This window comes from Streptomyces sp. NPDC029151 (genome assembly GCF_055564315.1).
The window spans coordinates 1,938,822-1,952,671 of record NZ_JBVHWQ010000001.1 but is presented as its reverse complement, the minus strand read 5'-3'; the positions used below and the strand labels follow the sequence as shown (position 1 = coordinate 1,952,671).

The following is a 13,850-nucleotide window of genomic DNA, read 5'->3' as shown; positions in this document are numbered from 1 at the left end:
AAGCCTGGTAACGGGTGGAGTTGACTGGTACTAATAGGCCGAGGGCTTGTCCTCAGACGCTCGCGTTCACTGTGTTGGTTCTGAAACCACGACCACGTCGCCCCCTTTCGAGGGCGTTTCGGTTGATTGTTTCATAGTGTTTCGGTGGTCATAGCGTGAGGGAAACGCCCGGTTACATTCCGAACCCGGAAGCTAAGCCTCACAGCGCCGATGGTACTGCAGGGGGGACCCTGTGGGAGAGTAGGACGCCGCCGAACAAATTATGACAAAGGTCGGATCCTGAACTTCGGTTCGGGGTCCGGCCTTTTTCTGTTGTGCGTAACGTGTCGTTCACGTTGCGGGCACAGCATCCAGGCATGGGTACTGCAGCAATGCTCAGGGCCGCCGGCGTGGGAGTCGGCGACGAGGTCGTCGTACCGGCCTTCGGGAACGTCGAGGTCGCCGAGGCCGTGACCCTGGCCGGAGCGCTCCCGGTGTTCGCCGAAATAGACCCGGTGACCTACTGCCTCGACCCCGACGCGGTCGAGGCGGCCGTAACCTCCCGTACCGCCGCGGTCGTTGCCGTACACCGCTTCGGACGGCACGCGGACATCACGCGGTTGCACGCGCTCGGGCAGCGGCACGCGCTGCTGGTGCTCGAACAGGGCGAGTCCGAGGCGCCGTACGACGAGATAGCGCAGCGCAGGCAGCGGGCCGCCTATCTCGACGCCAGGCTGAAGGGCGTACGGACGCCGGACGGCGGGGACGGGCACACCTATCAGCAGTACGTCGTGCGGGTACCGGGGAACGGCCGGCCGGACCGGGACGCCTTCGCAAGAGCGGTGCGGAGCAAGGGAGTCGAGTGCCGGGTGCCGGTGAAGACGCCCGTGCACCGGCTGCCGGAGTTCCGCCGGTACGTGTCGCTGCCGGAGACCGAGCGGGCCGCCGACGAGACGCTCGCGCTGCCCGTGGACGCCGGGCTCACCAGGCGGGAGATGCACCGCATCGTGTCCGCGTGCAACGCCCTCGGCGGCCTGCTTCAGGCTGCCTTCTGACCGGGCACCGAACGAATTTGGGAACCGGGGCGTGCTCGGGGTACAGTTTCTTTGTCGCCGCGAGGGAAACCTCGAAAGCGACAGGCCCCTATAGCTCAGTCGGTAGAGCGTCTCCATGGTAAGGAGAAGGTCAACGGTTCGATTCCGTTTGGGGGCTCCGGCAAAAAGGCCCCACCCTTCCGGGTGGGGCCTTTTCGTGCTTCCCAGGGACTGCCCCGGGGTTTCCCCGGGGCTCTCTCAGCCCTCCATGTGGATTCCCGGGACCCGCATCGCCAGAATCGCCATGTCGTCGGAGGGGGCGTCCGAGGCGAAACGCTCCACCGCGCGCATGATCCGTGCCGCGACCGCGCCCGCCGTCAGCCCCGTACACGTGGTCAGGACGTCGGCGAGGCCGTCGTCGCCCAGCATGCGTGTGCCCTCACGGCGTTCCGTGACGCCGTCCGTGACACAGAGCAGCACGTCACCGGGGTCGAGGGTGACCGTCTCCTCGTACAGCTCCAGGTCCTCGATGACGCCCAGCAGTGGCTGCGGCTCGGCCGCGGCCACCACCGTGCCGTCCTGGCGCAGGCGCAACGGCAACGGATGGCCGGCGCAGACCACCTTCAGCTCGGCGCTGCCGTCGTCCTGCGGGCGCATCTCGCCGTAGAGCAGGGTCAGGAAGCGGCTGCGGTCGCCCTCGTCGAGGATCGCGGAGTTCAGGCGCTCCAGCACGGCCGGGCCGGACAGGCCCTCGCGGGCCAGCAGGCGCAGGGCGTGCCGGGCCAGGCCGGTGACCGCCGCCGCGTTGGGGCCCGTACCGCAGACGTCGCCGATGGCGAAGCCGTACGCGCCGTTGCCGATGGGGAAGAGATCGTAGAAGTCGCCTCCGACCTCGTTGCCCTCGCCGGCCGCGCGGTAGATGACCTCGACCTCCACGCCGTCGATCTGGGGCAGGCCCGGGGGGAGCAGGCTGCGCTGGAGCGACTGGCTGATGGCCGTGCGTTCCGAGTACAGGCGGGCGTTGTCCAGGGCGAGGGCGGCCCGGCGGCTCAGGTCCTCGGCGAGTTCCAGGATCTCCTGGCGGAAGTGTTCGTCGGTGGGCTTGCCGAGGGTCAGCATGCCGATGACGCGGTTGCGGGCGACGAGGGGCAGGACGACCGTCTCCCCGCCGACCGCGGACGCCGTCGTGAGTGTCGGGCCGATGCGGGAGGCGACCTGGTGGGTGGGGCCGCCCGACAGTCCGAGGCTGCGCATGGAGCTGCGCAGGGCGGCCTGGTGGGCGACCTCGCCGGGGGTGGTCCACACGCGGGCGCCCGGTGTGGGCACCGGATCGGGTGCGGGGATCTTGGACAGCAACGACTTGATGCCGTCGATGAGTTCCTCGTCCTCGTGCAGGACGTACGACAGGTACGGCTCGGACGCCTGGTCGGCGATGGTGTACACCGCGCACCAGGTGGCCAGGGTGGGGACCGTCATCTGGGCCATCAGGGCCAGGGTCTGATCCCGGTCCAGGGTGCCGGCCAGCAGGTCGGAGGCCTCGACCAGGAAGCTCAGGGAGCCGCGGCGCAGCCGTTCCAGTTCGCCGAGGCGGGCCGACTCGACGGCCAGCGCGATGCGGTCGGCGGCGAACTGCAGGCGCAGCGCCTCCTCGTTGGTGTACCGGCCGGGTGCTTCCGCCGCGACGCCCAGGGAGCCGGTGAGACGGCCCTCGACCTTGAGCGGGACGGTGACGACCGAGCGCATGCCGGTGCCGGCGAGGAGTGGTACGGCCCCCGGGACGGCGGTGAGGTCGTCGTGGACGGCGGGCATGCGGGCGGAGCCGTAGCGGCCGGGGCCGGCCTCGACGGGGACGCGGGCGAAGCGCTGGCGGGCGGAGGGCAGGCCGGTGGAGGCGCGGACCTCCAGTTCCGTCTCGTCGTCCGTGGCGAGCAGCAGGAACGCGGAGTCGCCGTCGAGCATGTCGCGGGCGCGTTCCACCGTGCGCTGGAGCAGGCCGTCGAGGTCGTCCGGGGCGGGGGAGCCGATGAAAAGTTCGAAGGGGTCGGTGCTCTGCCCGTCGGAGGACTGGCTCTGGTCGGTGGCCGGGACGCGGGACGGGCTCTGCAGGACGGCGCGCTCGTGGTCGCGGACCAGGAGGCAGACGGTGGAGGGCTCGCCCCCGGTGTCGCGGACCCTGAGGTGGGAGGCGTAGACCTGGGCCACCCGGCCGTCGGCGCCGCGGATGCCGTAGGTGCCCTCCCAGCGGGAGAGCTGGAGGGCCTCGGCGATGCCGGTGCCGGTGCCGGGGGTGTGCGGCCAGGCGGCCAGGTCGGTGAGGGGCTTGCCGATGACGTCGCCCGCCGGGTAGCCGAACAGCTCCTCCGCGTCCTCGTTCCAGGCGCTGATGCCGCCCTTCCGGTCGACCTGGAGGACGGCGACGCGGACCCGGCCGTCGGCCAGGGGCAGCAGGTCCGCGGGGAGCGCGGGGCCGGCGGTGCGGGTGCCGACGGGGCGCTCGGGCAGGTCGAGCTGGAACCAGACGTTCTTGTGGGTCGGGGTGTAGTCCACGCCCCAGCGGGTGGCCAGGGCCGCGCACAGCTGGAGACCGCGGCCGCCCTCGCGGTCGGGGCTGCCCATGGTGGCGGGGGAGCTCTGGAGCGGGACCTCGCGCTCGGGGTAGCGGTCGGAGACCTCGACGCGGACGCCGTCCTCGGTGCGCAGGCACAGCACGTCCGCGTGCGTGCCCGCGTGGACGACGGCGTTGGTCACCAGTTCGCTGGTGAGGACGACGGCGTCGTCGACGATGTCGGCGAACCCCCAGCCCTGGAGGGTGTCGCGGACGAAGGACCGGGCGGTCGCGACCGATCGCCCGACGGGCTCGAAACTGGCGGCCGCGCGCGCGGTGATCACAGAACTCCTCGGCCGGTTGTCGACATGCGGGGCTGCGTGGCCGGGCGGCTCGCGCCGCTGCCGCGGCACCGGCTCGCCCGTCGGCTGTGGCTCCGGGGGCTGTCCCCCGGGGATCAGTCCGGTGGTCATGGTGTCCGGCCGCCCCTCCGATGCCCGCTGGTACTCGTGCCACCGCCCAGACCGGTCGGACCGGTGCGGCTGGACAGCCGCATGCAAGGTTACTTACCTTCGCGGTCCGAGCGGATGCCGGTCGCGGGTGTTCACGCCCCAGGGTGTGCGGACGATGTGCGAAGCTGCCGAACTGTTATGGCCTGGTTGGGCCGGGGTGAAACACTGGGCAGGCTTCTGACGGAGGTCGGGTCGGGCAGCGTGGGTCCCGTGTACGGCGGGCAGCAGCCCCGTGTGCGGCCGGATCCCGTCTGGCGGATATACGCAGCAGTAACCGGTACGCGGAAGTAACCGGTATGCCGATGACCGGCACGCCGGGGCCGAAGCGGCCGAGCACAGCAGTAACGGTCTACCCCTCCGGGAGGGACACAGTGGAGTCTGGCGCGGCGACGCGAGGCACGAAGACGCGCGCGAAAGGCGGACCGTCCCTGGGCAGGAGCGGCGGTACCACCACCGTGGACACGGCTGCCCTGAACCGGCTGCTGGCGGCTCTCGTGTCGATGCGGGACGGGAACTTCCGCAAGCGGCTCACGGTGTCCGGTGACGGCGTGATGTCGGAGATCGCGGCCGTCTTCAACGAGGTGGCCGACCGGAATCTGCACCTGACCGGTGAGCTCGCGCGGGTACGGCGCATGGTGGGGCGTGAGGGAAAGCTCACGGAGCGGCTGGAGACGGGGGCCTGCGAGGGTTCCTGGGCGACGGCCGTCGAGCACTCCAACGCGCTCGTGGACGATCTGGTCTGGCCGGTGTCCGAGGTGAGCCGGGTGCTCACGGCGGTCGCCGACGGTGATCTGTCGCCGCGGATGGAGCTGCGGACGCAGGCGCAGGACGACGGTACGGGCCATCCCCTGCGGGGTGAGTTCCTGAAGGTCGGCCGGACCGTGAACAACCTGGTCGACCAGCTGTCGACGTTCACGGACGAGGTCACGCGCGTGGCCAGCGAGGTCGGCACCGAGGGCAAGCTCGGCGGTCAGGCCCGGGTGCGCGGTATGTCCGGTTCGTGGAAGGACCTGACCGAGTCCGTCAACACGATGGCGTACCGGCTGACCGCGCAGGTGCGGGACATCGCGCTGGTGACCACGGCGGTCGCGAAGGGCGACCTGTCGCGCAAGGTGACCGTCCATGTCGCCGGCGAGATGCTGGAGCTGAAGAACACCGTCAACACGATGGTGGACCAGCTGTCGTCGTTCTCCTCCGAGGTGACCCGGGTGGCCCGGGAGGTGGGCACCGAGGGCATCCTGGGCGGTCAGGCGCAGGTGCCCGGGGTGGCCGGCGTGTGGAAGGAGCTGACCGACTCCGTCAACACGATGGCGGGGAACCTGACCGCGCAGGTGCGGGGGATCTCACAGGTCACGACCGCCGTCGCCAACGGTGATCTGTCGCAGAAGGTGACCGTCCCCGCGCGCGGGGAGGTGGCGCAGCTCGCCGAGACGATCAACCAGATGACCGAGACCCTGCGGATCTTCGCGGACGAGGTCACGCGGGTGGCGAACGAGGTCGGCGCGGAGGGCCGGCTGGGCGGGCAGGCGAACGTGCCGGGCGCGGCGGGGACGTGGAAGGACCTGACGGACTCCGTCAACACGGTCTTCAGGAACCTGACCACGCAGGTGCGCGACATCGCCGCCGTGACGACGGCGGTGGCCAGCGGTGACCTCTCGCAGAAGGTCACCGTGGACGTGGCCGGCGAGATGCTGGAGCTGAAGAACACCGTCAACGGGATGGTGGACCAGCTGTCCGCGTTCGGTGCCGAGGTGACGCGGGTCGCGCGGGAGATCGGTGTCGAGGGCGAGCTGGGCGGCCAGGCGCAGGTGCCGGGGGCGGCCGGGACGTGGAAGGACTTGACCGACTCCGTCAACACCGCGTTCCGCAACCTCACCGGGCAGGTGCGCAACATCGCCCAGGTGACCACGGCGGTAGCCAACGGCGACCTGTCGCAGAAGGTCACCGTGGACGTGTCCGGTGAGATGCTCCAGCTGAAGAACACCGTGAACACGATGGTGGACCAGCTGTCGAGCTTCGCCGACCAGGTCACGCGGATGGCCCGGGACGTGGGTACGGAGGGCCGGCTGGGCGGTCAGGCCCGGGTGGACGGCGTCTCCGGCACCTGGAAGGAGCTGACGGACTCCGTCAACTTCATGGCCGGCAACCTGACGTCGCAGGTGCGGCAGATCGCCCAGGTGACGACGGCCGTGGCGCGCGGTGACCTGTCGCAGAAGATCGACGTGGACGCGCGCGGCGAGATCCTCGAGCTGAAGAACACGATCAACACCATGGTGGACCAGCTGTCCGCCTTCGCCGACCAGGTGACCCGGGTCGCGCGTGACGTGGGTACGGAGGGCCGCCTCGGCGGACAGGCGCAGGTGCCCGGTGTCGCCGGTGTGTGGCGGGACCTGACGGACTCCGTGAACGGCATGGCGGGCAACCTGACGGCCCAGGTGCGCAACATCGCGCAGGTGGCCACGGCGGTGGCGCGCGGTGACCTCTCCCAGAAGATCACCGTGGACGCCCGCGGGGAGATCCTGGAGCTGAAGAACACGCTGAACACGATGGTGGACCAGCTGTCGTCGTTCGCCCAGGAGGTCACGCGGGTGGCCCGTGAGGTGGGCACGGAGGGCATCCTCGGCGGTCAGGCCGAGGTGCAGGGTGTCTCCGGCACCTGGAAGGACCTCACGCAGTCCGTGAACTTCATGGCGAACAACCTGACCATCCAGGTGCGCAACATCGCCGAGGTCACCACGGCGGTCGCCAAGGGCGACCTGTCGAAGAAGATCACCGTGGACGCGAAGGGCGAGATCCTCGAGCTCGTCACGACGGTCAACACGATGGTCGACCAGCTGTCCAGCTTCGCCGAGCAGGTGACCCGGGTGGCCCGTGAGGTGGGTACCGAGGGCATCCTGGGCGGCCAGGCGCACGTACCGGGTGTGACCGGCATCTGGAAGGACCTCAGCAACAACGTCAACCTGATGGCCAACAACCTGACCATGCAGGTGCGGAACATCTCGCAGGTGGCCGCGGCCGTCGCCAACGGTGACCTGACGCGGCAGGTGACGATCGAGGCGCGCGGTGAGGTCGCGCAGCTCGCCGACACCATCAACACCATGGTGAAGACCCTGAGTTCGTTCGCCGACCAGGTCACCAAGGTGGCCCGCGAGGTGGGCACGGACGGCATCCTGGGCGGCCAGGCGCATGTGCCCGGGGTGGCCGGCACCTGGAAGGACCTCACCGAGTCGGTGAACCAGATGGCGTCCAACCTGACCGGCCAGGTCCGCAACATCGCCATGGTGACCACGGCCATCGCCAAGGGCGACCTGACCAAGAAGATCGACATTGACGCCCGCGGCGAGATCCTCGAGCTGAAGACGACGATCAACACCATGGTCGACCAGCTGTCCAGCTTCGCCGAGGAGGTCACGCGCGTGGCCCGCGAGGTGGGTACGGAAGGCCAGCTGGGCGGTCAGGCGCGCGTGCGGGACGTCGACGGCACCTGGCGGGACCTGACCGAGTCCGTGAACGAGATGGCCGGGAACCTGACCCGGCAGGTGCGGGCCATCGCGCGCGTGGCGACCGCGGTGACCCGGGGCGACCTGAACCTGAAGATCGACGTGGACGCGTCCGGCGAGATCCAGGAGCTGCAGGACTACATCAACAAGATGATCGCCAACCTGCGCGACACCACGATCGCCAACAAGGAGCAGGACTGGCTCAAGGGCAACCTGGCGCGTATCTCCGCCCTCATGCAGGGCCGCCGGGACCTGGAGGACGTCGCCTCGCTGATCATGAGCGAGCTGACGCCGGTGGTGTCCGCGCAGCACGGCGCGTTCTTCCTGGCGATGCCGCTGATGGAGGGCAAGGGCGTCGGCACCGGCGAGGACGACTACGAGCTGCGGATGCTGGGTTCGTACGGCTACTCGATGGGCTCCATGCCGACGTCGTTCCGGCCCGGTGAGGCCCTGATCGGCACGGCCGCCGAGGAGAAGCGCACGATCCTGGTGGACCGGGCGCCCAGCGGCTACCTGAAGATCTCCTCCGGGCTCGGCGAGGCACCGCCCGCCCAGGTGATCGTGCTGCCGGTGCTGTTCGAGGGCAAGGTGCTCGGCGTGATCGAGCTGGCGTCCTTCACGCCGTTCACGCAGATCCAGAAGGACTTCCTCAACCAGATCGCCGAGATGATCGCGACCAGCGTCAACACCATCTCGGTCAACACCAAGACCGAGCAGCTGCTCAAGCAGTCGCAGGAGCTGACCGAGCAGCTGCGGGAGCGGTCGGCCGAGCTGGAGAACCGGCAGAAGGCGCTGCAGGCGTCCAACGCCGAGCTGGAGGAGAAGGCCGAGCTGCTGGCCCGGCAGAACCGGGACATCGAGGTGAAGAACACCGAGATCGAGGAGGCCCGGCAGGTCCTGGAGGAGCGCGCCGAGCAGCTCGCGGTCTCCATGCGCTACAAGAGCGAGTTCCTCGCCAACATGTCGCACGAGCTGCGCACCCCGCTGAACTCGCTGCTCATCCTGGCGAAGCTGCTCGCCGACAACGCCGAGGGCAACCTCTCGCCGAAGCAGGTGGAGTTCGCCGAGACCATCCACGGCGCCGGCTCCGACCTGCTGCAGCTGATCAACGACATCCTGGACCTGTCGAAGGTCGAGGCGGGCAAGATGGACGTCTCCCCGACGCGGATCGCGCTCGTCCAGCTCGTGGACTACGTCGAGGCCACCTTCAGGCCGCTGACCGCGGAGAAGGGTCTGGACCTGTCCGTACGGGTCTCCCCGGAGCTGCCGGCCACGCTGCACACCGACGAGCAGCGGCTGTTGCAGGTGCTGCGCAACCTGCTGTCCAACGCGGTGAAGTTCACCGACTCCGGGTCGGTGGAGCTGGTGATCCGGCCCGCCGGCGCGGACGTGCCGCAGTCCATCCGGGAGCAGCTGCTGGAGGCCGGTTCGCTGCGGGCGCCGGACGGGGAGCTGATCGCGTTCTCGGTGACCGACACCGGCATCGGCATCGCGGCCAGCAAGATGCGGGTGATCTTCGAGGCGTTCAAGCAGGCCGACGGCACCACCAGCCGCAAGTACGGTGGCACCGGGCTCGGCCTGTCGATCTCCCGGGAGATCGCGCAGCTGCTGGGCGGTGAGATCCACGCGCAGAGCGAACCGGGCCGCGGCTCGACGTTCACGCTCTACCTGCCGCTGCACCCGAGCGAGCTGCCGCCGCAGGGCTACCAGCAGTCGCTGCCCGCGCTGGAGGCCGGCGACCTGGTCGCCTCGGCCTCCGAGGCGCGCCTGTCGTCGGAGCTGTCCGCGGTGGAGATCGAGATGCCGGCCGAGGTGAAGTCGTACCAGGAGACGCAGAACGGTCCGGCCGCGCTCTTCCGGCGCCGGCGGCGGAGCCTGCCGCAGGAGGGGCAGCGGGCCGAGCAGTGGGTAACCGTCCCGGAGCAGGACCACTCCTCGCAGCAGGGCCACGCGCGGCGGTTCGGCGGCGAGAAGGTGCTGATCGTGGACGACGACATCCGCAACGTGTTCGCGCTCACCAGCGTCCTGGAACAGCACGGCCTGTCGGTGCTGTACGCCGAGAACGGCCGGGAGGGCATCGAGGTGCTGGAGCAGCACGACGATGTGGCGGTCGTCCTGATGGACATCATGATGCCCGAGATGGACGGGTACGCGACGACCACCGCGATCCGCAGGATGCCGCAGTTCGCGGGCCTGCCGATCATCGCGCTCACCGCGAAGGCGATGAAGGGCGACCGCGAGAAGGCGATCGAGTCGGGCGCCTCCGACTACGTCACCAAGCCGGTCGACCCCGATCACCTGCTGTCGGTGATGGGCCAGTGGATGAGGGCGGAGTGAACACGGCGAGCGGTACGGCCGGGCGGGGCGCGGACGCCGGGGGAACCTGCGGCGGGTCTCGGGAGTTGCTGCATGATGGAGGCCGGGAACACGCGGGAATCCCGGATTCCGGGAACCATCCGGGGTCCCGCCGCGTTTCCGGTACGTGCACAGTGACATCGCGGTGACAGGGTGTGGCGACAGGCGGGGTGCGGCTACGATGACCGGCACAAGGACAGGCGGCGAAAGGGAGTCGTCCCCTGGGGCGGCGCCCGGTGTACCGCCGGGGCGAGGAGGGCGGGCCATGGTGCAGAAGGCCAAGATCCTCCTGGTCGATGACCGGCCGGAGAATCTGCTGGCGCTGGAGGCCATCCTCTCTGCGCTCGATCAGACGCTGGTGCGGGCATCGAGCGGGGAGGAAGCGCTCAAAGCGCTGCTCACGGACGATTTCGCGGTCATTCTGCTGGATGTCCAGATGCCGGGCATGGACGGGTTCGAGACGGCCGCGCACATCAAGCGGCGGGAGCGGACCCGGGACATCCCGATCATCTTCCTCACGGCGATCAACCACGGTCCGCACCACACCTTCCGGGGCTACGCGGCGGGCGCGGTGGACTACATCTCCAAGCCCTTCGACCCGTGGGTGCTGCGCGCGAAGGTCTCGGTCTTCGTCGAGCTGTACATGAAGAACTGCCAGCTGAGGGAGCAGGCGGCGCTGCTGCGGCTCCAGTTGGAGGGCGGCGGCAAGGGCGGTGTCGCCGGCAAGGAGTCGGCCGGGCTGCTCGCCGAGCTGTCCGCGCGGCTCGCGGCCGTCGAGGAGCAGGCGGAGGCGCTGTCCAAGCAGCTGGACGACGACTCCGCGGACGCGGCGGCGGTGGCCACGGCGGCCCATCTGGAGCGCAAACTGACCGGGTTGCGTCGTGCCCTCGACGCCCTGGAGCCGGGCTCGGGCGGCGCCGGGGCCGCGGTGCCCTCGCAGAACTGACCCGCGCGGGGACGGCAGTTGCGGATGAGCGTGCGTCAGTTCCGCGCCACGGCGGGCACGACACGAACGGGTGAAGCTGTGGGCACGCGTGTCCGCTGTCGTCTCCCCCGGTAACCTCACACCCATGGCCTCACGTCCCTCCGCAGCCAAGAAGCAGCCCGCCAAGAAGGCGGCGGCTCCCGCGAGGGTTCCGGCGAAGAGGGCCGCCGCGAAGAAGGCACCGGTCAAGAAGGCGCCCGCCAAGAAGGCCGCGGTGAGGAAGGCCCCGCCGCCCAGGCCGGTGGCCAGCCCCACCGGGGGCGTGTACCGGCTGGTGCGCGCCCTCTGGCTCGGCCTCGCGCACGCCGTCGGCGCCGTCTTCCGCGGCATAGGGCAGGGCGCGAAGAACCTCGACCCGGCCCACCGCAAGGACGGCGTCGCGCTGCTGCTGCTCGCCATGGCCCTGATCGTCGCCGCCGGCACCTGGGCGGACCTCCGCGGGCCCGTCGGCGACCTGGTCGAGATGCTGGTCACCGGCGCCTTCGGCCGGCTCGACCTGCTCGTGCCGATACTGCTCGCGGTGATCGCCGTACGGTTCATCCGGCACCCGGAGCAGCCGGAGGCCAACGGGCGGATCGTGATCGGCCTGTCCGCGCTCGTCATCGGCGTGCTCGGCCAGGTCCACATCGCCTGCGGCTCCCCCGCGCGCAGCGCCGGCATGCAGGGCATAAGGGACGCCGGCGGCCTCATCGGCTGGGCGGCGGCCACCCCGCTGACCTTCACGATGAGCGAGGTGCTCGCCGTACCCCTGCTGGTGCTGCTGACGGTCTTCGGGCTGCTGGTGGTGACCGCGACCCCGGTCAACGCCATCCCGCAGCGGCTGCGGACGCTCGGCGTCCACCTCGGCGTGCTGCGCGACCCCGAGGACGACCTCCTCGTCGAGGAGGAGGGCTACGACGAGCAGTGGCGCGAGGCGACGCCCGCGCGCCCGCGCAGACGCTCCAGCGCCCCTCCGGCGTACGATCCGGAGCGCGCCGAGGAGGAGGCCCTCTCGCGGCGCCGTGGGCGCCCCAGGCGCTCCGCGGTGCCCCAGCCGGACCCGCAGCGCCACCCGGACGCCGTGGACGTCGCCGCGGCCGCCGCGGCCTCGCTCGACGGTGCCGTGCTGCACGGGATGCCGCCGTCCCCGCTCGTCGCCGACCTCACCCAGGGGGTGAGCGCGGGGGAGCGCGAGGACACCACCCCGGTGCCCGCTCCGGCGGCGGAACCCGCGCCGACGCCGGTCCCGGTCGCCCGGGACCGGCAGGAGAAGCCGAGGACCGGGGCCGTCCCCGACCCGACCAAGCCCGTGCCGGACCTGACCAAGGCCGTGCCGGACCTGACCAAGAAGGCCCCGGAACAGCCCCGCGACCTGCCCGCACGCGCGGAGCAGCTCCAGCTGTCCGGCGACATCACCTACGCGCTGCCCTCCCTGGACCTCCTCCGGCGCGGCGGCCCGGGCAAGGCGCGCAGCGCCGCCAACGACGCGGTCGTCGCCTCGCTCACCCAGGTCTTCACCGAGTTCAAGGTCGACGCGGCCGTCACCGGCTTCACCCGCGGCCCGACGGTCACCCGCTACGAGGTCGAGCTGGGTCCCGCCGTGAAGGTCGAGCGGATCACCGCGCTGACCAAGAACATCGCCTACGCCGTCGCCAGCCCGGACGTACGGATCATCAGCCCCATCCCCGGCAAGTCGGCGGTGGGCATCGAGATCCCGAACACCGACCGGGAGATGGTCAACCTCGGCGACGTCCTGCGGCTCGCGGAGTCCGCGGAGGACGACGACCCGATGCTGGTGGCCTTCGGCAAGGACGTCGAGGGCGGGTACGTCATGCACTCGCTGGCGAAGATGCCGCACATGCTGGTCGCCGGTGCCACCGGTTCCGGCAAGTCGTCCTGCATCAACTGCCTGATCACCTCGGTCATGATGCGGGCGACCCCGGAGGACGTCCGGATGATCCTGGTGGACCCCAAGCGCGTCGAGCTGACCGCCTACGAGGGCATCCCGCACCTGATCACGCCGATCATCACCAACCCCAAGCGGGCCGCCGAGGCGCTGCAGTGGGTGGTCCGCGAGATGGACCTCAGGTACGACGACCTGGCCGCCTACGGCTACCGGCACATCGACGACTTCAACCGCGCGGTGCGCGAGGGCAAGGTCAAGCCGCCCGAGGGCAGCGAGCGGGAGCTGCAGCCGTACCCGTACCTGCTGGTGATCGTCGACGAGCTGGCCGACCTGATGATGGTGGCCCCGCGGGACGTCGAGGACGCGATCGTGCGGATCACGCAGCTCGCGCGCGCGGCCGGCATCCACCTGGTGCTCGCCACCCAGCGGCCCTCGGTCGACGTGGTCACCGGTCTGATCAAGGCGAACGTGCCCTCGCGGCTGGCCTTCGCCACCTCCTCGCTCGCCGACTCACGGGTCATCCTCGACCAGCCCGGCGCCGAGAAGCTGATCGGCAAGGGTGACGGCCTGTTCCTGCCGATGGGCGCGAACAAGCCGACCCGTATGCAGGGCGCGTTCGTGACCGAGGAGGAGGTCGCGGCCGTCGTCCAGCACTGCAAGGACCAGATGGCGCCGGTCTTCCGGGACGACGTGACCGTGGGCACCAAGCAGAAGAAGGAGATCGACGAGGACATCGGCGACGACCTCGACCTGCTGTGCCAGGCGGCCGAGCTGGTCGTCTCCACCCAGTTCGGGTCGACGTCCATGCTCCAGCGCAAGCTGCGCGTCGGCTTCGCCAAGGCCGGACGGCTCATGGACCTCATGGAGTCGCGCAACATCGTGGGACCGAGCGAGGGCTCCAAGGCACGTGACGTTCTGGTGAAACCTGACGACCTGGACGGCGTGCTCGCCGTGATTCGCGGGGAGTCTGAGGGGTGAGGGGCGAAGGGCCGTTCGGCGGAAGCGGGTTACGCCGGGTGGCGGGATCGCCGTGATCCACCCGTTAGAGATCTGTG

General features: G+C 70.2%; 5 protein-coding genes, 1 tRNA gene and 1 rRNA gene. 6 read left to right on the top strand and 1 reads right to left on the bottom strand.

Going from position 1 to position 13,850, the window contains the following annotated elements; genetic code table 11:
• Nucleotides 1–140: 140 nt before the first annotated feature.
• The 3 genes from rrf (at nt 141) to ACZ4VF_RS07710 (ending at nt 1,191) form a co-directional block, all read left to right on the top strand.
• Nucleotides 141–257, top strand: a 5S ribosomal RNA gene (gene rrf, locus ACZ4VF_RS07720).
• A 114-nt stretch (nt 258–371) separates the two neighbouring features.
• On the top strand, nt 372–1,034 hold the full coding sequence (locus ACZ4VF_RS07715) for a DegT/DnrJ/EryC1/StrS family aminotransferase (RefSeq protein ID WP_467923793.1): 663 nt from the start codon (nt 372–374) through the stop codon (nt 1,032–1,034).
• 84 nt (nt 1,035–1,118) lie between these two features.
• Nucleotides 1,119–1,191 (top strand) — tRNA-Thr (locus ACZ4VF_RS07710).
• Between the two features lie 80 nt (nt 1,192–1,271).
• On the opposite strand, the gene ACZ4VF_RS07705 is transcribed toward ACZ4VF_RS07710, so the two are convergent.
• Nucleotides 1,272–4,031, bottom strand: a complete 2,760-nt coding sequence (locus tag ACZ4VF_RS07705) for a SpoIIE family protein phosphatase (protein ID WP_467923720.1) — start codon at nt 4,029–4,031, stop codon at nt 1,272–1,274.
• 410 nt (nt 4,032–4,441) lie between these two features.
• Between ACZ4VF_RS07705 and ACZ4VF_RS07700 the strand changes: the two genes are divergently transcribed.
• The 3 genes from ACZ4VF_RS07700 (at nt 4,442) to ACZ4VF_RS07690 (ending at nt 13,773) form a co-directional block, all read left to right on the top strand.
• Entirely contained in the window at nt 4,442–9,907 is a 5,466-nt protein-coding gene (locus tag ACZ4VF_RS07700) for a HAMP domain-containing protein (RefSeq protein WP_467923719.1), read from the top strand.
• Between the two features lie 283 nt (nt 9,908–10,190).
• Entirely contained in the window at nt 10,191–10,871 is a 681-nt protein-coding gene (locus ACZ4VF_RS07695; RefSeq protein WP_467923718.1) for a response regulator, read from the top strand.
• Nucleotides 10,872–10,995: 124 nt separating this feature from the next.
• Nucleotides 10,996–13,773: a DNA translocase FtsK gene (locus ACZ4VF_RS07690; RefSeq protein WP_467923717.1), complete on the top strand. Its 2,778-nt coding sequence runs from the start codon at nt 10,996–10,998 to the stop codon at nt 13,771–13,773.
• The last annotated feature ends 77 nt before the right edge of the window (nt 13,774–13,850 follow it).